This is a genomic window from Pseudomonas sp. URIL14HWK12:I12 (assembly GCF_003097135.1).
GTDB lineage: Bacteria > Pseudomonadota > Gammaproteobacteria > Pseudomonadales > Pseudomonadaceae > Aquipseudomonas.
In genome coordinates, this window is sequence record NZ_QEQL01000007.1 from 341,704 (window position 1) to 364,679 (window position 22,976).

Genomic DNA, 22,976 nt, shown 5'->3' on the forward strand with positions numbered 1-22,976 from the left:
CTACATCTTGCAGCGGGCTGCCATGGACCTTCGCGACCTTGCCTATTTCGAAACGATTGCCGAGCTGGGGCACCTGGGCCAGGCAGCCGAGCGGCTCAACCGGAGCCAGCCTGCGCTGAGCAAGAGCATCCAGCGGCTGGAGGAGTCGCTGGGTGCTCAGCTGTTTCGTCGCGAGGGGCGCCGTATTCGCCTGACCCCCGTTGGCCAGCTATTGCTCGCCAGAAGCAAGGCCCTGCTGCAAGGCGCGGACGAAACCCGCCGTGAGATTCGAGACTTCGCAAGTGGCGCCCTGGGCAATATCCGCCTGGGTTGTGCCGCGACCATGACCGAATACCTATTGCCTGACCTGGTCGCCGAATTGATTGCCCAGGCACCGGAAATCACTTTGTCGGTTGTGGTCGGGCAGGACGATGTGCTCAAGGATGGCCTTCGCCGCAGTGAGCTGGACATCGTCATCGGCCCGATGAACAGCAACGACCCGGGCCTTACGACCCACGTGCTGCTAGAAGACCATGCGATGGTGGTGGCCGGCGCCGATCATCCGTTGTTCGCCGAACCTGTCAGCCTTGCGCAGCTGTGCAAGTACCGCTGGATCCTGCCGCCGAGCAGTACGCTGGGGCGCCGCTGGATCGACCATCTCTTCCTCCAGCACCAGCTGCCGCCGCCCTTTGTACAGATAGAAACCAACCTGATCACGTTGTCTCCGCGCATGGTCGCCAGCACGGGGCTGTTGAGCTTCATGACCCGCCAATCGTTGGAAAACGCGCGGGCGGTGGCCCCGCTGCGAGTCGTGCCGCTCGAGGAAACGCGCTTCACGCGCCAGGTGGGGGTGGCGTGGCGCAGCGGTGCCTATTTGTCGCCCGCAGCACAACGGCTGGTCGAAATCCTCAGGCACTACCAGCCTCCAGAAGATCTGTAACCTCGGATCAATCGGTGCTTCAACATTAGCTGCCGCCTTGATACTGTGTGTACATACAGTATAGAGAGATTCGCCATGCACAGCGCGCCTATCCGCGGCCGCGGGACCGCCAGCAACCCGCACAACCGCTTCGCCGCCAGCCATAGCACTGCCGAACACGACGGCTGGGAACAGGACGTGCCTTCTACCGCAAGCACGGAGGTACGTATCGAGCTCGCCAAAAGCATCATCAGCCGCAACACCTCACCTGACTTGCCGTTCGACCGATCGATCAATACCTACCGTGGCTGCGAGCATGGCTGCATCTACTGCTATGCCAGGCCCAGCCACGCCTATTGGGACCTCTCCCCTGGCATCGATTTCGAAACCCGGCTGATCGCCAAGACCAACGCAGCCTCTCGCCTGGAAGAGCAACTCAGCGCGCGAAGCTATCAATGCGCGCCGATCAATCTGGGCGCCAACACCGACCCTTATCAACCCATCGAGCGGGAATACCGGCTTACGCGCCAAGTGCTCGAGGTACTGCTCCGTTATCGCCATCCGGTAACGATCGTGACCAAGGGCGCATTGATTCTGCGGGACCTCGACATTTTGGGTGAGCTGGCGGCGCGGCGGCTAGTGCGGGTGATGGTAAGTCTCACCACGCTCGATGACGACCTCAAGCGCGTGCTGGAGCCTCGGGCGGCCGCGCCGGGCGCTCGCCTGCGAGTGATCAGCCGGCTGACTGAGGCCGGTGTGCCGGTCGGGGTATTGTGCTCGCCGATGATTCCCATGGTGAATGACCATGAACTCGAAGCCCTGATGCGTGAGGCTGCGCAGGCGGGGGCGCTTAGCGCGAACTACATGCTCCTGCGCCTGCCCCTGGAGGTCGCGCCGCTGTTCGAGCAGTGGTTGCATGACCATTACCCGCAACGCATGAACCACGTGCTCAGCCTGGTAAGGCAGAGCCGCGGGGGGCAGCTGTATGACCCAAGCTTCGGCGTTCGCATGCGCGGCGAGGGGGTTTTTGCAGACCTGCTGGCACAGCGTTTCGCTCACGCGCTCAGGCGCAACGGCTTGCAGAGCCGTGATGGGTTGTCTTTGGATACTTCACAATTTTGCCCACCAGGGCGGCAAATGGCACTACTTTGACGCTCAAAAGTTGATCCAAAAAGTTGATATCCAATTGCTATACAAAGTTGTGAAAAAAAGCGCTCTCACGCCACTATAATGATATCGCGCTATTCACTGTGAATGCGCTGTGCAGGCCGGTTTTGAGCGGTCGGCTTTAAGCTTTTTTTAAGCTTGAGTGTTTACTTTGAAAATTGTCTCATTCAGTCACACTTGCAAAGCTCGACATCGTTCAACAGCGGTGTAGGATTTATTACCCATCTGTGTGGGAAACTTGACCCGTTTAAGAGGATAGAGCATGACATCCAAGGACCAGACCCCGGTTAACAGTGCGGAAGAGGCCCTCAAGCATATCGTCGACGGCTTCCGGCATTTCCACCAAGAAGTGTTTCCGCAGCAGCAGGAGTTGTTCAAGAAGCTTGCTACCGCCCAGGCCCCTCGCGCCATGTTCATTACCTGCGCCGACTCACGAATCGTCCCTGAGCTGATCACCAACAGCTCGCCAGGCACGCTGTTCGTGACTCGCAACGTCGGTAACGTCGTGCCGCCGTACGGGCAGATGAACGGCGGTGTATCCACGGCCATCGAGTACGCGGTCATGGCCCTGGGCGTGCAGCACATCATCGTGTGCGGGCACTCTGATTGCGGCGCAATGCGCGCGGTGCTAAACCCTGACAGCCTTGAGACGATGCCTACGGTAAAAGCCTGGCTGCGCCACGCTGAAGTGGCCAAGACCGTTGTGCACGATAACTGTAACTGCGCGACCGAAGCTGAAAGCATGAGTGTGCTTACCGAAGAGAACGTGATTGCACAGCTGCAGCATTTGCGTACCCACCCTTCAGTGGCATCGCGCCTTGCCAGCGGGCAGTTGTTCATCCACGGCTGGGTTTACAACATCGAAACCAGCGAGATCAAAGCTTATGACGCCACCGAAGACCGCTTCGTGTCATTGAGCCAGGCAACGAATATCCCCAGTGCGAGCCCTAAAGGCCGCTTTTGATCGCCCAGTCGATCTGAACTACAGGCCAGCGACGGCTGCACACCTAGTGTGTGCAGCCGAGGCCATCGCCGCTTTTCAATAATAATAACAACGGTATTGCGCACCCCTTCGAAGCAAGGGGCGGCTTGCTGCCGCCATTGTTTTTAAGAAGTCGTGAGTGCGTGCCTGCCAGGGACGCGGCGGTGCCGGGCCTGAATGCTCATTCAGGAGAGTGAACATGAACGTTTCTCAGACCAAGGCCGCGATGCCAAGGGAATTGATGGCCTCCGTGGTGGTGTTCCTGGTGGCGTTGCCGCTGTGCATGGGCATCGCCATTGCGTCGGGCGTTCCACCCGCCAAAGGGCTGATCACCGGGATCATCGGCGGTATCGTCGTAGGTATGCTGGCAGGCTCGCCCTTGCAGGTCAGTGGCCCGGCTGCAGGCCTTGCCGTGCTGGTGTTCGAGCTGGTGCGCCAACATGGCTTGCCCATGTTGGGTCCTATTCTGCTGATGGCAGGCTTCCTACAGTTGGTGGCCGGGCGGTTGCGCCTCGGTTGCTGGTTCCGCGTCACCGCGCCTGCGGTGGTTTACGGAATGCTGGCGGGTATCGGTGTGCTGATTGTGTTATCGCAGGTGCACGTCATGCTCGATCAAGCCCCACAGCCATCCGGGTTGCAGAACCTGATGGAGTTCCCCGGCGCGGTGGCTGAGTCCCTGCCCACACTGGGCGGCGGTGCAGGTTGGCAAGCCGGCCTGCTTGGGCTGCTGACGATCGCAATCATGTACGCCTGGGAAAAGCTCAAGCCTGCGGGTTTGCGTTTCGTACCCGGCGCTCTCCTGGGTGTAACAGCCGCCACCGTGGTGAGCCTTGCCTTTGCACTACCGGTTCGTCGTGTCGAAGTGCCCGCCAACCTTACCCAGGCCATCGACTGGATCACCCCGGCAGGGTTGATGAGCCTCGCTGATCCAGCCATTCTGATCGCGGCAGTGGCGGTCGCCTTCATTGCCAGCGCAGAGACCCTGCTGTCGGCCGCTGCGGTGGATCGTATGCACAGCGGCGTTCGCTCGGATTTCGATCGTGAGCTATCCGCCCAGGGTGTCGGCAACATGCTCTGTGGCGTCGTCGGTGCACTGCCGATGACCGGCGTGATCGTCCGTAGCTCGGCCAACGTCCAAGCCGGGGCCCAGACTCGCTATTCGGCGGTAATGCACGGCGTATGGTTGTTAGGGTTCGTCGTGCTGCTGTCGAGCCTGCTGCAGAGCATTCCGATTGCCAGCCTCGCCGGCGTACTGGTATTCACCGGGGTGAAGCTTGTGGACTTCAAAGCCCTGCGCGGCCTGGGCCGCTACGGCCGGATGCCAATGTTCACCTATGCGGCAACTGCACTGGCGATCGTGTTCACCGACCTGCTGACCGGCGTGCTACTGGGGTTTGCGCTGACGTTGGTGCGCCTGGCGCTCAAGGCCGCTCGCTTGAAGATCCAGGTAGTGCCCACTGGCGAGCAGGAAGTTGAGTTGCGCATGGCCGGCTCGGCGACCTTCCTCAAGGTGCCGGCGCTGACCAAAGCATTGGACAGCATCGAGCCTGGCACACGCGTCTATGTGCCCCTCGGTAACTTGAACTACATCGACCACTCTTGCCTTGAGCTGCTCGAGGACTGGGGCCGTGCCAACCAGGCCAGTGGTTCGCGCATGATCATCGAGAGCCGAGGCCTCAAGCGCAGGATCGAAGGGCAGTTGCGCACCCACGCAGGCATGGGTTGACTCAGGCTACATCCAGGCCGATACCCAGCTGACGAGACAGGCACGGCCAGCGCTTCCAGGCTGCGCCTGTCTCGGGGCTGGTCAAGGTGCTTTTGTAAGCCTGCACCGACTCCAGCGTGAAACTGTCTTCGTCCAGTAAGTTATCTACCGAATGGTGCACCACTTCATCGAGCTGGTTCGCAAAACTTTCGCCGATCAGCTGGTGGGCGATCAAGTTAGCCACTGTGGTATCGAGCGGTATCAACGGCTGGCTGAAATGCCGGATGTACAGGTCGTTCACTTCTTCGACCAGCCGGTGAGCCAAGTACGCTTCATCCAGAAGGCAGTCCAGGCCCTCATGGCCATGCATGATGTGAGGCGGGGTGAAGAAGTAATCTTCGGCAATCTGCAGCACCGGCTTGATCTGCGACTCGATGCCGGCTTCGCGCGCAACGGTCGCCGCCGCGTCTATCAGGTCCGGAACCTGTTCGATATAAGCGCTGACGAACGCCACCAGTGCGTCTTTAGGCTCGCTGCTTTCGAAAGTGATAGACGGATGCAAGGCAGGTAGCTGACGTTCCAGCTGCAGGCGTAACTGGCCAGTGGCCTCTTCATGAGCGTGGGCGCGCTCGATTTGCTCGCGCAATGCGGCGGTTTTCATGAACTCTCCACGAAATGTTGTTGCCAACGTAAGGGTCGATACGATAGCTGGCCATTGGCCCCTTGTAAGACATATTTGTCATAGATCGGTGCCATAACTGTCAGCGGGGTTATATGCCCCCGACTGCGCAGCGACCATAGAGATGGGGTAAGGTGGCACACCGTTCTATGTGTGCATGGCCCATCATGTCCAGAAACCAGAAAATCCTCTTCGGCCTCCTGGCAGTCGTTACCATCATGATCGCAGGCGTGGCGCCGAGCATGCTGGAAAAGCGCGAATTGGCAGACGACCCACAATTGCTGGGCGCCGGCATCATTCTTTTGCAGCAGGGCCGGCCAATGCCCGCCTTGGAAATGCTAGACGAGGCTGGGCAACCCGTGCGGCTGGACCAGCTCAAAAATCATTGGAGCTTGCTGTTCTTCGGCTATACCTTTTGCCCCGACATCTGCCCAACAACCCTGGCCCAGCTGCGAAACCTTCGCGCTCAATTGCCTGTTGTCGCAGCGCAGCGGCTGCAGGTTTACCTGGTTAGCGTAGACCCGGCCCGGGATACGCCTGAGCGGCTCAAGCAATATCTGAATTATTTCGACAAAAGCTTCAAGGGCCTCAGCGGGCAGCCGCAAGTGCTGGCAAAGTTCTCGGAGGCCGTGAGCATTCCATTCGTGCCGCCCGACACCACAAAGCCCAATTACACCGTGCAGCACAGCGGGAACCTTGCATTGGTAGGGCCCGACGGGCGTTTGCGCGGGTTTATCCGCGCACCGTTCGATAGCCAGAAGCTGAAAGCAGTATTACCGGCATTGCTTAGGCGCGACTGACGCTCAGATAGGCAATGCCATATAAAACTGTGTGCCTTGGCCTGGTCGGGAATAGACGCCCATGCGCCCCCCGTGCAGTTGAAGGATCTCCTTGCACAACGCCAGGCCCAAGCCGGCGCCACCCTTCTTGCGGCCTACCTGCACGAAAGGTTCGAAGATTCGGCCCTGCTGGCCATAGGCAATTCCTTCCCCAGTGTCTTCGACACTGATGATCACCCGCTCGGCATGGCGACGCGCCTGCAAACGAATGTGACCTTCTTCTGGCGTATGCCTGATTGCATTGTCCAGCAGGTTATCCAGCACTCGGTCGAGCTGGGCTTCGTCACATTGCACCCGTGGCAGCCCATCCGGCACGTCCATCAACAATTCGATATGCCCGGCAGTGGCGGCCGGTGCATGCCGTTGGTATGCACGCTCAAGCAGCGCTTGCACGTTGCAGGGCGCCAGCGTGAGTTTTTGCTGCCCACTTTGGTAGCGCGAGAAGTTGAGCAGGTCGTTGATCAACTGCATCAACCGCTGCATTTCATCCTTCACGGTGCCGAACAGGTCTGCCTCGCGTGAGGCTGGCTCGAAGCGCAGGCGCTCCTGAAGCAACCCGAAGGCCATGTGCATACCCGTAACCGGGGTGCGTAGTTCATGGGATGCCCGCAGGATGAATTCACTGCGTACCCGCTCGAAGGCACGCTGCTCTGTGACATCGTGCAACACCATGACCGCGCCCAGAATCTGCTCGGAGGGGTGCGTGACCGGCGTCAGGCTGCAGGCTAGAAGCCGAGGCTCGCCCCCTACCTCGAAGCTCAGGTCTTCAAGAGCTCTTTCCAGCGAACCACCGCAGAGGATCAGCCGCAGATGTTCGTCGAGGTCGGGACGCTCCAGGGCCTGGCCCAGGCTCATGCCCAGCCGGTCGTCTTCCCAGCCCAGCTGGCGTTGAGCGACAGGGTTCAGATGCTCCAGCAGGCCCTCGCGATCAATCATCAACAGCCCATCGTCGATGCTGTCGAGCACCGCCTGGAGGCGTTGCTGGCCGGCCAATAGCTCGTCGACATTCGTTGCCTGATGCTCGCGCAACGCCTTGGCCATGCTCCCGAAACGCCGTGTCAACAAGCTCATTTCGGGGGCTCGGGACAGCGGCAGCACAACCTCGTAGTTGCCTTTGCCGATCTGATCGGCAGCCTTGACCAACGACTCGATCGGCTCGCCGAAGCGCCGTGCCACCCGGTTTGCGGTCAAGAAACCGACAACCAGTACAGCGATCCCGACCAGCCCAAGGAGCCCTGAGATCCACAACGCGTGGCGGTGAGCAATCTGCCCATTGGCGCCGATGGAGTCGATGGTAGCCCTGTACGCGGCAATCAGGTTGCCGCGCACTGCGTTGAACGCCTGGGTGAGGGCCGGATCGGTGTTGACCGGCCGACCTTCGGCGAGCGCCTGAGCGTATAACTGCAGGTAACGTTGGTAGTCCTGGCTCGCCTGTGCGAAGGCTACATGCTCCACCGTGCTTGCCGGGAGGGCGACGGCCTTGTCCAACAGGCCCTGAAAATCGCCTTGGGCTTTGGTGAGGGCCGCAACGTCCGGTGCATTGGCCATCGTCATCACCAACTGGTCGCCCAGCTTTTGCCGCAGTTTCAGGCCCGTTTCGAGCGTGTCGACATTGCTACGCATCACGCTTTCCTGGCTGTCGGCGATCTGAATCACGCTGATCAGCCCAAGCAACAACCCGAGCAGCGCAACGGTGATCAGTGCCGAAATGCTCAGGAACAGCCGAGTCCGCAGCTTCATCGACAGTTTCATAGGTTGTATTGCTTGCGCTTGCGATACAGGGTGGAGGCGTCGATGCCCAGCGTTTTTGCAGCCTGATCAAGCGTATCGCTGGTAGCTAGCACCGCACCGATATGGGCTTTCTCCAGCTCGTCCAGGCTCATGGCTGCCCCAATACGAGGTGCATTGGCCGTAGGTTGCTCACCCATCCCCAAGTGGCTGACTTCGACTTTCTCCTGAGGGCAAATGATGCTTGCGCGCTCGATCACGTTGCGCAGCTCGCGGATGTTGCCGGGCCAGCGGTAATTGAGCAGTGCCGAGCGAGCCTCATCACTGAAGCTGCGGGCGGGGCGGGCATATTCCTTGACGAAACGGGCCAGGAAACGCTCGGCCAGAGTCAAGATATCCTCACTGCGCTCGCGCAGCGGAGGCAGGTGCAGCGTGATCACGTTCAGGCGATACAACAGGTCTTCGCGGAAACGCCCTTCTCGGACCATGTCTTCAAGGTTCAGGTTAGTCGCCGCGAGGATGCGGACATCGGCCCGGCGGGTGACCGGGTCGCCGACCCTTTCATATTCTTTGTCCTGGATGAAACGCAGCAGTTTGGGCTGCAGGGCGAGAGGGAAGTCGCCGATCTCGTCGAGAAACAATGTACCGCCGTCAGCCTGGTTCACCCGGCCCAAGGTGCTCTCGCTGGCGCCAGTGAAGGCGCCACGGCTGTGACCAAACAATTCGCTTTCCATCAAGTCGGCCGACAGCGAAGGGCAGTTGATGGTCACACAGGCCTTCTTGGCGCGCTTGCTCCAGCCATGTATGGCGCGAGCAAGCTCGCCCTTACCCGTCCCCGACTCGCCAAGGATAAGAATGTTGGCATCAGTTACGGCGACTTGGCGAGCCGTTTCCAGCACCACCATCATCGCTGGGCTGTGGGAATCCAGGCCATCCTTTGGCTTACGAATTTCGCCTTCGAGCGCTTCCAGGCGCGCCGAGAGCTGGCGGACTTCCAGCTGCTTGGCCGTGGCCAGGCGCAGCTGATCGGGGCTGCAGGGTTTGACCAGGTAGTCGGCAGCGCCGGCCTGGATGGCGTCGACGGCGGTGTCGACTGCCGAATGGGCCGTTACGATCACAACGCGCATCCATGGTGCCTGCACCCGCATCTGGGCGAGCACATCCAGGCCGCTGTCTTCGCCCAGGCGCAGGTCGAGAAAGCAGAGGTCGAACACCTGGCGCTGCAGCAAGGCGTCGGCTTGCGCAGCACTGGCGGCTGTGGCCACGCTGTAGCCTTCGTCTTCCAGGCAATAACGAAAGGTGCGCAGAATGGCCGCTTCGTCGTCCACCAGCAGTATGCGGCCCTGGTGCCCCGTCTCGGATTCCATCGTCCGACGCTCCCTAGAAAAGTACGATGTGATTACCCGTTGATCGGGCAAGTTGCAATGCCCGATTGTGAAGCATTTAGCGCCCTTGGCGGTAGCCATTGGAAACAGACAGCGATAACCCGCTGAAATTCTGCAAAAATGCGGGGTTGCAATGGCCTGCCCCTGCCTTGCTAGGCTTTGCCTTCATTCCCGATGAAGGAGAGCGCAATGCCACGTCATATTACCCGTGCCTGGCTGGCCGGTTTCGCTGCCCTGGCTGTGAGCCACATGGCGCTGGCCGCGCCTGCAGCAAAGCCGCCCGGCGAGCAAGCAGGTGCCATCTGGATGGCATTCGCCCTGAACAAACGCCTGAGCCCCTATGACCTGGGGGTTCAGATGCTCAACGGGCAGGCGGTGCTCACTGGCAAGGTGGAAAACCAACAAGATAAGGACCTGGCTTCGCAGATCGCCCAAGCCGCTGGCGACACCAGCCAAGTAGATAACCGGTTGACTATCGACCCTGGCCTCGCTGAACGCCCGCCTGCCCGGCAAGCCGTGGCACAACGGATCGACGATGCCACGCTGACCGCTACGATTCGCGCCAAGCTGACCTGGAATGCGGCCACAGCGGGCTCGGACATCCAAGTGAGCACCGACGCAGGGACGGTAACGCTCAAAGGCCGGGCCCTGACCGCCGATGCCAAGCTGCTGGCCGGTACGCTGGCGGGCAGCACCGACGGTGTAACGGTGGTCAATAACCTGATCAGCCTGAGCGCCGCCGATACCCAGACTACGCAGGCTGAAACCGACGCAAAAATCACTGACCAAAGCGTTAGCGATGCCTGGATTACCAGCAAAGTCAAAGCGAGCTTTCTCTACGACCGCAACCTTGATGCCCTCAGTATCGAGGTGAAGGTGCAGGAAGGTGTCGTTAGCCTGTCGGGGGAGGTGGCCAGCAGTGAGCAAAAGAGCCAGGCCGTCGAAGTGGCGCGCCGAATCAGGGGCGTTCGCGGGGTGGATCCAGATCTGCTCAAGGTATCGCACAGCGGTGCGATTCAGTGATCGTGCAAGATGCCCGAACCGGGAGGGGGTATCGGGCATCTTGCTTGCCGCGCTAATCATCTGGATCTTTGTAACTAATTGATTTAGAAGTATTTTATTCCTCTTTAAAACTTGGCATGCGGGCTGCAATGGTATCTCCGAACCCATGAATCATGCTCAGTGAGAGGAACATCAGGATGAATCGCCAACACAGTGAAAGCGTTGCCGCTTCTACCCTGAATGTCCGCAAGGGCCTGTCGGCCATGCTGGCGATGGTGATCACACTGATTGCCTGCCAGCAGTTTCTTTATTGGAACCAGCCCGCTGAGCAACTGATCCATATGAATCATGCCACCAGCTTGCATCGCCTGAGTGAAGTCAGTGCTAACGGCAATCAGGTCTCCGGTCGCTTCCAGGCTTCCGGCACGGTGGAAACGTTCGACCAAGCCCCGCGTGAACCGCGCTGGGTGTTCTGACTGATCACTCTCGTTGAAGGAGCAATACCATGCTGAGTTGGGCCGTTACTTTCCTGATTATCGCCATCATCGCTGCAGTTCTGGGCTTTGGGGGTATCGCGGGCGCAGCAGCCGGTATCGCGAAGATTCTGTTCGTGGTGTTCCTGGTGCTCTTTGTTGCGTCGTTCTTCTTTGGCCGTCGCGGCAAGCTCTGACATGGGTCGCAGCATCCTCAAGCCAATGCTGGCGGGGCTTTTGCTCGCCAGCAGCGCTGCCGCAATGGCCGGTAACGACGGCCAGGACCGCGCCAGTGACCTCGTCTCTACTGATAAAGAGTATCGGGCAGCCTGGGCTGACGTGGTTAGGAGTGAGGAGCGGTTGCCTGAATGGGTGATAAACCTTTCCGGCTATTCCCCGCCCATGACGGCCACCACCGAAGACGGTGACAAGTACTTGGTGGGCCAGGTCTGCGAGCAAGAGCAAAGTTGTAGAAACAACCAGATTATCGTCGCCTTCGATTGGGGCAAGTCCCGTGCCTACGCCCTATGGGTGCAGGTCCCGGCAGAGCTGCCTCAGGACAAGTCGCCGACACGCCATGCCAACTACCGTTGGCTGGGTAAGCCTGACGAGGGCATGCAAGAAATGTTGATGGAGCAATTGCGTAGAGAGCCTGACTGGTATTGAACCTGCGGTGTACGCGTTGAACCTCGACCTGCCGAGGCCTGAAGGGGGCGTTGGCATGACCAGGGGGCCGGGATACTTTGGCTGTTGTGTAGCCGAAGTGACCTAGGGGTACAGGGAGTGCCTCCGCAAGGGCCGGGTCAGGCATAAAAACCGCGTTGGCGTTGCGCACGTTAAGAGTGCATCGCCAGCGCGGTTTTTTTTGCCCGCTCGGCGGGTTTATGAGGCGCAGGCCACTATGCAGATGCTGTTCGGAATTCCGACCCCTTGACAACCCTTTGACGGCATTCAGCTCCCTAAGGCCCAGGCCGTCAAGCCTGTGGCGGTTCGGTTATTCGAACATCTCGCCAAAGCCCCTAAGCTGATGAATAGATTAGGTTTTTTCTCATGCCGATATTGCATGGCATAGCCATATCCGGCATTAGACGACCGTGGTAATCCTCTGAATAGTTGCCCCTTTTTCGAGAAATACCCCGTTACACCTCCATTATCGAAGAGGGTCACAATAATGAGAAAGGCACGTCTGAGCCTTGCCTGGCAAATCCTGATCGGCCTGGCCTTAGGGATTGCCGTAGGCGCTCTGCTTAACCACTACAGCGCTGAAAAGGCCTGGTGGATAGCTAATGTCTTGCAACCGGCGGGTGACATCTTCATTCGGCTGATCAAGATGATCGTGGTGCCAATCGTTATTTCCTCATTGATTGTGGGCATTGCGGGCGTAGGCGATGCCAAGAAATTGGGCCGCATTGGCCTGAAGACGATCCTCTACTTCGAGGTGGTAACCACCATCGCCATCGTGGTGGGCCTGGCGCTGGCCAATTTCTTTCACCCCGGCACCGGCATCGACATGAGCACTCTAGGCACGGTGGATATCTCCCAATACACCAAAACTACAGCCGAAGTGCAGCATGAACATGCCTTCATTGCGACGATTCTCAACCTGATACCAGCCAACGTATTTGCGGCCGTCGCACGTGGCGAAATGCTTCCAATCATCTTTTTTTCGGTCTTGTTCGGCCTTGGGCTTTCGAGCCTGCCTAGCGAAACACGCGAACCTCTGGTGCGTACGTTCCAGGGTATTTCCGAGACGATGTTCAAGGTCACTCACATGATCATGAACTATGCGCCGATTGGCGTATTCGCCCTCATCGCAGTGACTGTCGCCAACTTCGGTTTCGCTTCGTTGCTGCCGTTGGCCAAGCTGGTAATCCTGGTATACGTAGCCATCGCTTTTTTCGCATTGGCAGTGCTGGGCCTGGTGGCGCGTGCCTTTGGCTTCTCGATGATGAAGCTGATCCGCATCTTCAAGGATGAGCTGGTGCTGGCCTATTCCACAGCCAGCTCGGAGACCGTGCTGCCGCGCATCATCGAAAAGATGGAGGCCTACGGCGCGCCCAAAGCAATCAGCAGCTTCGTGGTACCTACCGGTTACTCCTTCAACCTCGACGGCTCGACCCTCTACCAGAGCATCGCTGCGTTGTTCATCGCCCAGTTGTACGGCATCGACCTGTCGATCGGGCAGCAGCTCATGTTGGTGCTGACCCTGATGGTGACCTCCAAAGGCATCGCCGGCGTACCGGGGGTCTCCTTCGTGGTGCTGCTGGCCACCTTGGGCAGCGTGGGCATCCCGCTGGAAGGGCTGGCGTTCATCGCAGGCGTGGATCGCATCATGGACATGGCGCGCACCGCCTTGAACGTGGTCGGCAACGCGCTGGCCGTACTGGTGATCGCCCGTTGGGAGGGCATGTACAACGATGCCAAGGGTGAGCGCTACTGGAACAGCCTGCCTGACTGGCGTGCCAAGCAGGCACCTCGGGTGGGCGAAGTGGAGCGCACCTGACAGGCGCGTTATCATCCCCGGCCAAGCGTAATTGACGGGGATATTCGATGCTCAACGGCCTTTGGCTCGGCTTTTTCCTGGTAGCGGCGGTATCGGCGCTAGGGCAATGGCTGTTTGCAGGCAACAGCGGCATCTTCGCGGCCATGGTCGAAAGTATCTTCGCCATGGCCAAGCTGTCGGTCGAAGTCATGGTGCTGCTGTTCGGCACCCTCACCCTGTGGCTGGGCTTTCTGAAGATCGCTGAGAAAGCCGGCATCGTCGAGTGGCTGGCCAAAGTGCTCGGCCCGTTGTTCCGCCGGCTGATGCCTGAAGTGCCGCCAGGCCACCCCGCCTTGGGCCTGATCACCCTGAACTTCGCCGCCAATGCCCTGGGGCTCGACAACGCCGCCACCCCCATTGGCCTGAAGGCCATGCGCGCCCTGCAGGAGCTCAACCCCAGCGCGACGGTGGCCAGTAATGCGCAGATCCTGTTCCTGGTCCTCAATGCCTCCTCTCTTACGCTGCTACCAGTAACCATCTTCATGTACCGCGCTCAGCAAGGCGCGCCGGACCCGACCTTGGTATTTCTTCCCATTCTGCTGGCGACCAGTTGCTCGACCCTGGTAGGGCTATTGAGTGTGGCGGTGATGCAGCGGCTGCGCCTGTGGGACCCGGTGGTGCTGGCTTATCTGGTGCCAGGCGCATTGTTGCTAGGCGCATTCATGGCCTTCCTTGGAACCCTTTCTGCCACGGCGCTGGCCAGCCTGTCTTCGATCCTGGGCAACGTCACGCTGTTTGGGCTGATCACATTGTTCTTGTTGGTCGGCGCACTCAAGCGCTTGCCGGTATACGAGACATTCATCGAAGGCGCCAAGGAAGGGTTCGATGTCGCCAAGAGCCTGCTGCCTTATCTGGTGGCGATGCTCTGCGCCATCGGGGTGCTGAGGGCTTCCGGGGCGCTGGATCTGCTACTGGAAGGTATCCGCCACCTCGTACAGTGGGCTGGCATCGACACCCGCTTCGTCGACGCCCTGCCTACGGCGCTGGTCAAGCCCTTCTCCGGCAGTGCTGCGCGGGCCATGCTGATCGAGACCATGAAGAGCCAAGGCGTAGACAGCTTCCCGGCACTGGTGGCGGCCACCATCCAGGGCAGTACCGAGACCACCTTCTACGTGTTGGCGGTGTACTTCGGAGCCGTGGGTATCCAGCGTGCTCGTCACGCAGTGGGTTGTGCCTTGCTGGCTGAGATGGCTGGTGTGATCGCAGCCATCGCGGTGTGCTACTGGTTCTTCGCCTGATCCGCCGCCGGCGCCGCACCTGCTGCGTCGGGTTCGATGCGGAACTTCAACATGCCAATGAGCTGCCCGTCTTCAGTCTCCACACGCACACGCCACTTGCCGGTGGGGTCGGCAGGGAAGTTCTGCTTGCGGGTCCACGCCCGGTAGCCTTCCTTGCGGCCGCCGTGGATGTCCAACGGGATGCGGTCCATGTCGTTACCGTTGAGCTCCCACACGTGGTAGATGCGCTCATCCAGGCCCCTGGGTGCGTTGATGGCGGTGTAGGCGTAAACGCCGCCGCGGGCTTGGCTGGCGGTCAGGCTTTGCAAGCCCTCGCCATGGGTGCGGGTCTGATTGTCGAGGTCCAAGGTGACGGCATCCTCGGTCAGCCACAAGGTGGCCGGCGGCACCCAGGTGCGCAATAGCCACCCCGCGCCCCCCACCATCAGCGTGATAGTGATCAGCAGCAGCGCACGGCGCCAGGTCCGGATAGGAAAACTGCTGGCAAGGCTGGGAAACGACAGTGCCATGGCCGTAACCAAGGCCAGCTGGAAACTCTCTGCAGTGGTGAGGTGCAGGATGATCGGCAGCGCAGTGAGCAGCGCGGCGAACAGCGTCAAAGTGTGCATGGCCAGGAAAAGCCAGCGCCGAGGGGCCACCCAGTGGTAGTAGAGGGGGTCTATGATCGATACCAGCCCCGCCATCCCCAGCAGGCCGGTGAACACCAGTTGCCCGCTGTTCCAGCTGGTGGTGATGAAGAAGAACGGCAGTACGAAAAACAGGCTTTCCTGGTGAATCATCTGCGTCAGGTAGCGCAGCACTGCTGCCGGGATCTCGCGCTTGAAGCGCCGGGCAAAAAAGCCGGTCACGGCGTTTTCCACCATCAGCCAGGCCCAGCTCACCAGCAACACGATGGCAATGGGCGTGGCCAGCTTGGCCTGCCGGTCTACCAGCATGAAACTGCCCAGGCCTGAGCAGAAACCAAACAGTGCCACTACGCCGGGATAGCGTTTGAGCAGTTCGATGATGCGCAGGATGATCGGGGGCAATGGTTTCATGAGGTGCCTGGGAAGCTGCGAAGGGGCACAGGATACCGGCTTGAACCTGGCGTTGCTTGCCCGCCTGTCAACGCCGGCGCCGCAGCAGCCATACGGCGCCTATCATCAGGATGAACAGCGCGGCCAGCGCCCAGGGGCCGTAATCCAGGGCGTACTGCAGTTGGTCATAGGTGATTAGCCGTTGCTCCACCCGCACGTAGCCCGGGTCTGCCAGCAGGCGGCGCAGTGCGTCGTTGGCCTGCTCGAAAGTCACCGCGCGCAGGGCCTTCTGCGGGTCCGAGAAGTGACCGTCTTCATAGTCGGCCAACGATTGCCAATAGTAGTCGGCCAAGGCGCTGTTGCCCTGCACCGCCCAGGCCTGGCGCGAGAGGCTGGCGAGCTTGATGCGCTCGAACGTCGGGCGGTCCAGCCCATGTGTGCGCAGGCCTTGAAACATGTCGCTCATTGCCTGGCGGGCCGCCGGGACATCGGCGCGGTCCACCCCGGCGTTCAGGCTCATCACGCCTTGGTCGCCGAAACCCTCGTTCGCGCTCCACGGCCCGTAGGACAGCCCACGCTGGAGCCGCATTTGGTTGTACAGCTCCCAGTCCAGATAGTCCTGCAGCACGTCCCATGTAGCAGCGGGCACGTCATCGGGAAGGTCTGGTTCCAGGAAATACCAGTGCAAGGTGGCTGCGTCGCCTACCCAACCTGCGTAGAGCGTGCGTTCGCGCTGGGCGGCGTGCCCTTCCAGGGTGGCGGCAGGGTGCTCGCCCGGCTCGCTGGCTGGGAGGTCGCCGTAGGTACGCTCAAGGTAGGCGGGCAGCAGTTTGTCCAGTTCGCCTACCACGATCAGCGTCATGTTATTAGGGGCGTACCACTGCTGGCGTACCTGGTTGACCTGCGCCAGCGTGAGCCCGGTGGGGGAAGCCCGATCGGCGCAGCGCAAGCCCATTTCCACAGCCAATTGGTCGCTGGCTTCGCGGCCCAGGCCCTGCCGGTCTACCCAGCGTTGAACGTGGGAGGCGTGCCCGCCGTCTTCGTGCTCCACGATTTTGCGCGCTGCCTCGAGCCGGGCCTGAGTCATCTCGGTGCGGGTGATGATCGCCAGCAGCAGGTCCAGGACCTTGCGCTGGTTACGCGAGGGGGCTTCGATAACGAAGGTGGTGTCGACGTCGCTGGTGAAGGCGTTCCATTCCCCGCCCAACGCCTGCATGCGTTGCTCCAGGCCCGCTTCGCCGCTGTCGTCCAGCCCGCTGAACAGCAAGTGCTCCAGCAGATGGGGCAACTTCTGGGTTGCGCACGGGAAATCGTCGAAGCCCACCCCTACTACAAGGCGGATTGCCACATGGCCTTTTTCGGTGCTGGGCTTGAGCAACACCTGCAGGCCGTTATCGAGCAGGTAGCCTTCGACCTGAAGCCGGTCGGCGGCAAAAGAAGGCAGTGGCAGGCAAAGCAGCAGGATCAACAGCAAACAGCGCATACGGGCGTCCTTGCGGTAACGGGCAAAGCCTACGCCATGCACCGGCTCAGTCAACAGACTGTGCCGGCAACCTGTCGTTCAAGGCGTTTCCTGATTCGCTTCGGCAAGCAACGCGCCCGTGTCGGCAGTGCCCAAAACCGCGTAGGCGCTGGCGCAAAACAGGGAGTTCATGCGCTTCATGTCGGCAATCAGCTCCAGATGCAGCGAGCTGGTTTCGATGCTCTGGACCACTTTGCGCTGCAAGCGGCTTACATGTGCGTGCGCCAGGCGCCGCTCCAGCGCGCGGAACGTGCGCTTGGCCTTGAGCAACTGGCGGGCGCTGTCTGGGTTGCCGCTGAGGTACACGTTCAGGCCCAGGCGCAGGTTGGCCATCAGTTGAGTGTGCAGCTCAGCCATTTCCTCCAGCCCGACATCCGAGAAGGAGCGGCGCTGAGAGGTTTTTTGCTGTTGCACCTTGCGCAGCATGCGCTCGATCAAGTCGCTGGCCAGGTTCAGGTTGACGGCCAACTCAATGGTTTCAGCCCACCGGTGGCTGTCCTGGTCGCTGAGGTCTTCACGCGGCATCTGAGCCAGATAAAGCTTCACCGCGCTGTACAGCGCCTCCGCCTCATCGCTGAGCTGTCGCACCTCCTGAGTTACGGCAGTCTGGTGGCCGCGTAACACGTTGAGCATCGCCCTGAGCAGGTTTTCGACGATGTCGCCGATGCGCAAGGTTTCGCGTGTGGCATTGGCCAACGCCAGGCTTGGCGTGCTGAGTGCGGCAGGGTCCAGGTGGCGTGGCCCCGCTTCGCGCTGGGCTTGCGGGCGGGGCTGCAGCAGAGCACTGCACAGTTTTGCCATCCAGCCGGTGGTCGGCAGCAAGATGGCGCACCGCAGGCTGTTGTAGATCACGTGAAAGCCGATCACCATCGTCTGCGCATCGTAGTTGAGCGAGTCCATCCAGTGCGCCAACGGCTCAAGCACCGGGATGATCAGCAGAAGGCCCAGCAGCTTATAGAGCAGGCTGCCCAACGCGACCTGCCGCCCAGGTGTGTTCTGCATGTTGGTGGAGATGAACGCCAGCAGACCGCTGCCGATATTGGCGCCGATCACCAGCCCGATGGCCACCGGAAGGCTGATCACGCCTGCCTCGGCCAGCGTGGCGGTGAGCAGCACTGCCGCCAGGCTCGAGTAGGAGACCATGGCGAACAGCGCCCCGACCAAGGCGTCGAGCAGGATGTCGCCGGTCAGCGAGCCGAACAGCACCTTCACGCCTTGTGCCTGGGTGATAGGCGTGGCCGCCTCCACGATCAGTTGCAGCGCCAGGATGATCAGCCCCAGGCCAATGCCCACCCGGCCCATCTGGCCAACGCGCGTTTGCTTGCGCGACAAGAAGAACACTACGCCCAGAAAGATAAGAAGAGGCGATAGCCAGGACAGGTCGAAGGTCAGTACCCGCGACATCAAGGCGGTGCCTACGTCGGCGCCGAGCATGATGGTGAGCGCCGGCACCAGGGTCATCAGCCCTTGGCCCACGAATGAGGTGGTCAACATCGCCGTGGCGTTGCTGCTCTGCACCACCGCGGTGACCAATATGCCCGCGATGAACGCCAGCGGCCGCTTGGACATGTTCTGCCCCAGCAGCCGCCGCAAGGCTGTGCCGTAGACCCGCAGAATGCCGGTACGCACGATGTGTGTGCCCCACACCAGCAGTGCCACGGCCGATAGGAGATTGAGCAGGGTCAGCATGAACTCCGGCCTCCCTGTTGAGCGCCGCCGGCTACCCGGCGGTGAAGTGTGATGCTGTGAAGCCCCTCAGAATGGCACAGCAAGCGCTCGTTTTGAAACAAAACTGTAATATTTCACACCTCGTCTACGTCTCGCTTGCGCTTGGCGGCGCCGGTCCGCATGCGGATGTTGATCGCTTCAACGGCAAGGGAAAATGCCATCGCGAAATAAACGTAGCCCTTAGGTACGTGTACGTCGAATGCCTCGCCGATGAGTACGGTACCTACGACCAGCAGAAACGACAGCGCGAGCATCTTCAGCGACGGGTGCGCATCGATGAAGCGGCTGATGGCGCCGGAGGCCAGCATCATCACCAGGACGGCCACTACGATGGCCGCGATCATTACGGGGACGTGCGAGACCATCCCCACGGCGGTGATGACCGAATCCAGCGAAAAAACGATGTCGATGATGGCAATCTGAACGATGGTGAACCAGAAATTGCCGCCCTTGCTCTTGGGCGCATCACTGCTTTCCTCTTCGCCTTCCATGCCGTGGTAAATCTCCTGAGCGCTCTTCCACAGCAGGAACAGGCCGCCGAAGAACAGGATCAGGTCACGCCCGGAGATGCCTTGCCCCAAGACGGTGAACAGGTCGGCCGTAAGGCGCATCACCCAGGTGATAGAGAGCAGCAGCAGAATGCGCGTCACCATCGCCAGCGCCAGGCCGAACAGCCGCGTCCGCCTCTGCATGGGCTTGGGCATGCGGCTGACCAGGATGGAGATCATGATGATGTTGTCGATCCCGAGCACGATTTCCAGCGCGGTCAGCGTGAAGAAAGCTACCCAGATTTCGGGGCTGGTCAACCAGGCCATGCGTGTTCCTTTAAGCGTTCAGTTAGGTGAGTTATAGACTGCCGACCAACGGGAAGGTCCCGAGCAGCAAGGCCGCAAGCAAGATGCACAGGCACACCAATACAGCCCATTTAAGGGTAAAACGCTGGTGATCGCCGAACTCGATGCCCGCCAGCGCGACCAGCAGGTAAGTTGAAGGCACCAGCGGGCTCAGCAGATGCACCGGTTGGCCCACGATCGAGGCGCGTGCCATTTCTACGGGGGTGATGCCGTAGTGGCTGGCAGCTTCGGCCAACACGGGCAGCACGCCATAGTAGAAGGCATCGTTGGACATGAAGAAGGTGAACGGCATGCTCACCAGCGCCGTGATCGGGGCCAGATAAGGCCCCATGGCCTCAGGGATCACCGCCAGCAGGCTTTTCGACATGGCGCTGACCATACCGGTGCCCGACAGAATGCCGGTGAAGATCCCCGCGGCGAAAATAAGGCCGACCACCGCCAGCACGTTGCCCGCGTGGGCCGCCACTCGGTCTTTTTGAGCTTGCAGGCACGGGTAGTTGACGATCATCGCGATACTGAACGCCACCATGAACAGCACCGGCAGCGGCAGCAGGCCGTTGATCAGCGCTACCATCAGCACCAGAGTAAGTAGGGCGTTGAACCACAGCAGCTTGGGGCGGCGTGCTTCGGGGAACTGCGACACGCTGATCTCGCTATGGGCAGTGGGGTCGTCGGGGAGCTTCAACTCGCCCAGGCGTACGCGCTCACGCTTGCCATACCAGTACGCGATCACCAGGATCGCCAGTACACCGGCCAGCATGGCCGGGATCATCGGCACGAAGATATCCGAAGGGTCTACATGCAGCGCGCTGGCGGCGCGCGCCGTGGGGCCGCCCCATGGCGTCATGTTCATTACGCCACCTGCCAGGATGATCAGCCCTGCCATCAGCCGAGGGCTCATGCCCAGGCGCTGGTACAGCGGAAGCAAGGCCGCGCAGCAGATCATGTAAGTGGTCGCGCCATCACCGTCGAGCGACACCACCAGCGCCAGTACCGCCGTGCCCACCGATACCTTCAGTGGGTCACCTTTGACCAGGCGCAGGATGCCGCGCACGGCCGGGTCGAACAGGCCGGAGTCGATCATCAAGGCGAAGTAGAGAATGGCGAACATCAGCATGACGCCGGTCGGCGCCAGCTTGCTGATGCCTTCGAGCATCATCGGGCCAATACTGCTGGCGAAGCCGCCGAACAGGGCGAACAGAATCGGGATGATGATCAGCGCGATGAGCGCGGAAAGCCGTTTGGTCATGATCAGCACCATGAAGGTGATGACCATGGCAAAGCCAAGGAAGGTCAACATTGCAGCACCCTTGTTGTTTTTGTGTTCTGGCGCCGATGGTAGTGGGGCAAGCTTTCACGAGGCTTTCTGGGGATGGGTGGGCTTCATGGCGCGGTGGTGGACTCGCGGTCGATGGCCTCGGGCCACTTGACCTTGGGCGCCCAGCGGCGAAAGGGGCTGTACCACACAAGCTCATTGGGGTCGCGTGGGGTATCGAACGGCGGGAGGGCGCTGGGGCCTTTTTCCATGTAGGTGTGGATGTAGAGCCATGGTTCTTCGGACAGCGTGTCGCGGTTCATGGGGAAGCGGTCTATGACTTCGCCGGTACCGGTATCCACGACTGAGAGTATGGTGCCGCATCTGTAATAGACCCCAGAGCCGCTGGACCAAAGCTCTGCGCGCACTTGCGGCCAATCATAGATGGAAAATTCGATAGGCCAGCGGCGCCAAGGGGCCGTCCAACGAGGTTTAAAGCGATAAACATAGATTTTTTGACGTGCACGGTTGAAGCGTATTGGCTCGTCTAGGGGTGTATTTAAATCCGTTCTTATCAAAATGACCACGCACCAAATCATCAATGCAAGCGTTAATATGGAAATAAGCTCAGTCATAACCCCCGCTACCATCCAAGTCTTTATCGTCACGCCGACAGTCAAGGGGCCAAGTATAAAAAAAGGCACAGCTAGAAGCGTCGACAAGCCGCGGGGGATTGAGAACTTTCGTGACACCTCCATCGTGATGCTGTTTCGCGAGTTCAGCAATGGCGGTTGTGTTAAATTTTTTTGGGAACTACATTTTCCTGGATTGAGCAGATCTTTTTTCCAACCCCTGCAGGGAGAGTTTAACTGAGGCAGGCAACTGCTTTTTTGGGTTTGTTTATGAGACATTGCTAGTCGCTGTAAACAATCTTGAGGGGTCTGGCATCGTTCTTCCTCACCCAGTAGGTTACGTAGAGGGTTAAGGCGGTCGGCAGGGTGGATTCCATTGATCTGACCGTCCCTTCGATTCGCAGTCGCTTGAGCTTGGGGTTGTAATCTTTCGAGATCGATCCTTCCTTTTCGATGACTTTATCTATATGGAAGTCCGGGCCTGGGCTTTCAAGGCTTTTTTCGCTTTTGCCGCAAGCGAGGATGTTTAGCGCTTTAGAAAGCGGATTTTTACCTAAAATTATAAATTCATAAGCTGATAGCTCAGGTTCGTAGTGCGGCAGGTTTATCTCGAAGACGAGGTAGGCGTTCATTGGAATTGAGTTCGGATCACGGAAGGCCAGACTCAGAGCGTCATCTGACGATGTCGGGGCGATCATCGGCCTGATTTGGATAGAAACGTGTGCTGACGCGCCTATCAATGCGACGTTTAATGAGTTTGTAGCTGCTACAAGCTGGTCTGAGGTTAACCAGCGCCTGCTTTCATCAGGTAGACCCCAGCGGCTTTTTCTAATCCATTCTTCGATAGGCGTGGACTCATTTTTTTTTGCATCTCTGTAAGAAGTATAGGCTATCAACATAAAAGCGATACCCAGGCCGGTTGTAAGTAGCAGCATTGAGCTTACAAGCGCCGCAACACCAAAAGCAGTCGCGGAAAGCGCCGAAAATGTTGCGGCAGTTAGATAATGCCGGGCACTAACTGCATCTCCTTTTGAAACAGTCCTAGTTGCTGCCATAGCATATTGCACAGCATCCGCCACCCCCGCCAATGCAGCGATAAACGCACCACCTGTCGCAATCCTGCCCCCCACCGTTGGCGCATTTACCTTCGAGCTCACCACCCAATCAGGCCGCAATGCTTTCACCGCAAACCCCGCCGCCTCTACCCCCATCCCAATCACCCCCAACGTCGCCGACCCCACCGCCGCCAGCGCCTCCGCGCGTTCATCACTGGCCACCTCCAACAACGCCTTGTGGTTGCGCATCAAGCTGTCCTGCTGAAACCACAACCC

At 59.9% G+C, this 22,976-nt stretch carries 20 protein-coding genes and 1 pseudogene; 11 read left to right on the top strand and 10 right to left on the bottom strand.

Translation table 11 applies throughout. The features are described from left to right. Window positions 1-22 precede the first annotated feature (22 nt). From F474_RS20920 to F474_RS20935, 4 genes are all read left to right on the top strand, one after another. A complete protein-coding gene (locus F474_RS20920; protein WP_097087745.1) occupies window positions 23-919 on the top strand; it encodes a LysR family transcriptional regulator in 897 nt (298 codons plus the stop codon). A 75-nt stretch (window positions 920-994) separates the two neighbouring features. Next, on the top strand, window positions 995-2,050 hold the full coding sequence (locus F474_RS20925) for a PA0069 family radical SAM protein (RefSeq protein ID WP_097087743.1): 1,056 nt from the start codon (window positions 995-997) through the stop codon (window positions 2,048-2,050). A 277-nt stretch (window positions 2,051-2,327) separates the two neighbouring features. Then, window positions 2,328-3,029 carry a carbonic anhydrase gene (locus F474_RS20930; RefSeq protein WP_097087740.1) on the top strand — a complete coding sequence of 234 codons (702 nt, stop codon included), beginning with the start codon at window positions 2,328-2,330 and terminating at the stop codon, window positions 3,027-3,029. A gap of 217 nt (window positions 3,030-3,246) precedes the next feature. Beyond that, window positions 3,247-4,773: a SulP family inorganic anion transporter gene (locus tag F474_RS20935; protein WP_097087737.1), complete on the top strand. Its 1,527-nt coding sequence runs from the start codon at window positions 3,247-3,249 to the stop codon at window positions 4,771-4,773. 1 nt (window position 4,774) lies between these two features. Here F474_RS20935 and F474_RS20940 read toward each other — a convergent pair whose 3' ends face one another. Next, window positions 4,775-5,413 (bottom strand): hypothetical protein, encoded by a 639-nt coding sequence (locus tag F474_RS20940; protein ID WP_097087735.1) that lies wholly within the window; start codon window positions 5,411-5,413, stop codon window positions 4,775-4,777. Window positions 5,414-5,598: 185 nt separating this feature from the next. Between F474_RS20940 and F474_RS20945 the strand changes: the two genes are divergently transcribed. Then, window positions 5,599-6,231 (top strand): SCO family protein, encoded by a 633-nt coding sequence (locus F474_RS20945; RefSeq protein WP_097087732.1) that lies wholly within the window; start codon window positions 5,599-5,601, stop codon window positions 6,229-6,231. A 3-nt stretch (window positions 6,232-6,234) separates the two neighbouring features. Here the strand turns inward: F474_RS20945 and F474_RS20950 are convergent, their stop codons facing one another. Both F474_RS20950 and algB read right to left on the bottom strand, forming a co-directional pair. After that, the gene (locus tag F474_RS20950) at window positions 6,235-8,022 is read right to left on the bottom strand and encodes an ATP-binding protein (protein WP_097087728.1); all 1,788 of its coding nucleotides are present in this window, start codon (window positions 8,020-8,022) and stop codon (window positions 6,235-6,237) included. Then, window positions 8,019-9,365, bottom strand: a complete 1,347-nt coding sequence (algB, locus tag F474_RS20955; protein ID WP_097087726.1) for a sigma-54-dependent response regulator transcription factor AlgB — start codon at window positions 9,363-9,365, stop codon at window positions 8,019-8,021. Before algB ends, F474_RS20950 begins: the two co-directional genes overlap by 4 nt. Window positions 9,366-9,572: 207 nt before the next feature. Between algB and F474_RS20960 the strand changes: the two genes are divergently transcribed. The 6 genes from F474_RS20960 to F474_RS20985 all read left to right on the top strand — a co-directional run bounded on the left by F474_RS20960 (window position 9,573) and on the right by F474_RS20985 (window position 14,638). Beyond that, complete coding sequence (locus F474_RS20960; RefSeq protein WP_256577819.1) at window positions 9,573-10,406, top strand: BON domain-containing protein; 834 nt, start codon at window positions 9,573-9,575, stop codon at window positions 10,404-10,406. A gap of 176 nt (window positions 10,407-10,582) precedes the next feature. Beyond that, window positions 10,583-10,861, top strand: coding sequence for a hypothetical protein (locus F474_RS20965; protein ID WP_097087720.1), 279 nt, complete (start codon window positions 10,583-10,585; stop codon window positions 10,859-10,861). A gap of 29 nt (window positions 10,862-10,890) precedes the next feature. Next, window positions 10,891-11,055: a DUF1328 family protein gene (locus F474_RS20970; protein ID WP_097087718.1), complete on the top strand. Its 165-nt coding sequence runs from the start codon at window positions 10,891-10,893 to the stop codon at window positions 11,053-11,055. A 1-nt stretch (window position 11,056) separates the two neighbouring features. Beyond that, a complete protein-coding gene (locus F474_RS20975; protein WP_097087715.1) occupies window positions 11,057-11,524 on the top strand; it encodes an inhibitor of vertebrate lysozyme family protein in 468 nt (155 codons plus the stop codon). 505 nt (window positions 11,525-12,029) lie between these two features. After that, a complete protein-coding gene (gene gltP, locus F474_RS20980; protein ID WP_097087712.1) occupies window positions 12,030-13,361 on the top strand; it encodes a glutamate/aspartate:proton symporter GltP in 1,332 nt (443 codons plus the stop codon). 47 nt (window positions 13,362-13,408) lie between these two features. After that, window positions 13,409-14,638: a nucleoside recognition domain-containing protein gene (locus tag F474_RS20985; protein ID WP_097087709.1), complete on the top strand. Its 1,230-nt coding sequence runs from the start codon at window positions 13,409-13,411 to the stop codon at window positions 14,636-14,638. On the opposite strand, the gene F474_RS20990 is transcribed toward F474_RS20985, so the two are convergent. From F474_RS20990 to F474_RS21020, 7 genes and pseudogenes are all read right to left on the bottom strand, one after another. Continuing rightward, window positions 14,620-15,675 carry a DUF5924 family protein gene (locus tag F474_RS20990; RefSeq protein ID WP_097087706.1) on the bottom strand — a complete coding sequence of 352 codons (1,056 nt, stop codon included), beginning with the start codon at window positions 15,673-15,675 and terminating at the stop codon, window positions 14,620-14,622. The genes F474_RS20985 and F474_RS20990 overlap by 19 nt on opposite strands. A 67-nt stretch (window positions 15,676-15,742) precedes the next feature. Further along, window positions 15,743-17,137 (bottom strand): pitrilysin family protein, encoded by a 1,395-nt coding sequence (locus F474_RS20995; RefSeq protein WP_097088434.1) that lies wholly within the window; start codon window positions 17,135-17,137, stop codon window positions 15,743-15,745. A 78-nt stretch (window positions 17,138-17,215) separates the two neighbouring features. Further along, entirely contained in the window at window positions 17,216-18,865 is a 1,650-nt protein-coding gene (locus F474_RS21000) for a Na/Pi cotransporter family protein (RefSeq protein ID WP_097087704.1), read from the bottom strand. Window positions 18,866-18,978: 113 nt separating this feature from the next. Continuing rightward, the gene (locus F474_RS21005; protein ID WP_097087702.1) at window positions 18,979-19,719 is read right to left on the bottom strand and encodes a TerC family protein; all 741 of its coding nucleotides are present in this window, start codon (window positions 19,717-19,719) and stop codon (window positions 18,979-18,981) included. Between the two features lie 31 nt (window positions 19,720-19,750). Then, window positions 19,751-21,058, bottom strand: a complete 1,308-nt coding sequence (locus F474_RS21010; protein ID WP_097087699.1) for a CitMHS family transporter — start codon at window positions 21,056-21,058, stop codon at window positions 19,751-19,753. 83 nt (window positions 21,059-21,141) lie between these two features. Continuing rightward, a complete protein-coding gene (locus tag F474_RS23385) occupies window positions 21,142-21,924 on the bottom strand; it encodes a DUF6708 domain-containing protein (RefSeq protein ID WP_371919437.1) in 783 nt (260 codons plus the stop codon). Window positions 21,925-21,926: 2 nt separating this feature from the next. Beyond that, window positions 21,927-22,976, bottom strand: a pseudogene (locus F474_RS21020) (hypothetical protein); the annotation flags it as partial.

Excerpts from the sequence above, each read along its gene's own strand:
- F474_RS20920 (WP_097087745.1), top strand. The coding sequence starts at position 23 with ATGGACCTTCGCGACCTTGCCTATTTCGAAACGATTGCCGAGCTGGGG.
- F474_RS20925 (WP_097087743.1), top strand. The coding sequence starts at position 995 with ATGCACAGCGCGCCTATCCGCGGCCGCGGGACCGCCAGCAACCCGCAC.
- F474_RS20930 (WP_097087740.1), top strand. The coding sequence starts at position 2,328 with ATGACATCCAAGGACCAGACCCCGGTTAACAGTGCGGAAGAGGCCCTC.
- F474_RS20935 (WP_097087737.1), top strand. The coding sequence starts at position 3,247 with ATGAACGTTTCTCAGACCAAGGCCGCGATGCCAAGGGAATTGATGGCC.
- F474_RS20940 (WP_097087735.1), bottom strand. The coding sequence starts at position 5,413 with ATGAAAACCGCCGCATTGCGCGAGCAAATCGAGCGCGCCCACGCTCAT.
- F474_RS20945 (WP_097087732.1), top strand. The coding sequence starts at position 5,599 with ATGTCCAGAAACCAGAAAATCCTCTTCGGCCTCCTGGCAGTCGTTACC.
- F474_RS20950 (WP_097087728.1), bottom strand. The coding sequence starts at position 8,022 with ATGAAACTGTCGATGAAGCTGCGGACTCGGCTGTTCCTGAGCATTTCG.
- algB (WP_097087726.1), bottom strand. The coding sequence starts at position 9,365 with ATGGAATCCGAGACGGGGCACCAGGGCCGCATACTGCTGGTGGACGAC.
- F474_RS20960 (WP_256577819.1), top strand. The coding sequence starts at position 9,573 with ATGCCACGTCATATTACCCGTGCCTGGCTGGCCGGTTTCGCTGCCCTG.
- F474_RS20965 (WP_097087720.1), top strand. The coding sequence starts at position 10,583 with ATGAATCGCCAACACAGTGAAAGCGTTGCCGCTTCTACCCTGAATGTC.
- F474_RS20970 (WP_097087718.1), top strand. The coding sequence starts at position 10,891 with ATGCTGAGTTGGGCCGTTACTTTCCTGATTATCGCCATCATCGCTGCA.
- F474_RS20975 (WP_097087715.1), top strand. The coding sequence starts at position 11,057 with ATGGGTCGCAGCATCCTCAAGCCAATGCTGGCGGGGCTTTTGCTCGCC.
- gltP (WP_097087712.1), top strand. The coding sequence starts at position 12,030 with ATGAGAAAGGCACGTCTGAGCCTTGCCTGGCAAATCCTGATCGGCCTG.
- F474_RS20985 (WP_097087709.1), top strand. The coding sequence starts at position 13,409 with ATGCTCAACGGCCTTTGGCTCGGCTTTTTCCTGGTAGCGGCGGTATCG.
- F474_RS20990 (WP_097087706.1), bottom strand. The coding sequence starts at position 15,675 with ATGAAACCATTGCCCCCGATCATCCTGCGCATCATCGAACTGCTCAAA.
- F474_RS20995 (WP_097088434.1), bottom strand. The coding sequence starts at position 17,137 with ATGCGCTGTTTGCTGTTGATCCTGCTGCTTTGCCTGCCACTGCCTTCT.
- F474_RS21000 (WP_097087704.1), bottom strand. The coding sequence starts at position 18,865 with ATGCTGACCCTGCTCAATCTCCTATCGGCCGTGGCACTGCTGGTGTGG.
- F474_RS21005 (WP_097087702.1), bottom strand. The coding sequence starts at position 19,719 with ATGGCCTGGTTGACCAGCCCCGAAATCTGGGTAGCTTTCTTCACGCTG.
- F474_RS21010 (WP_097087699.1), bottom strand. The coding sequence starts at position 21,058 with ATGTTGACCTTCCTTGGCTTTGCCATGGTCATCACCTTCATGGTGCTG.
- F474_RS23385 (WP_371919437.1), bottom strand. The coding sequence starts at position 21,924 with ATGTCTCATAAACAAACCCAAAAAAGCAGTTGCCTGCCTCAGTTAAAC.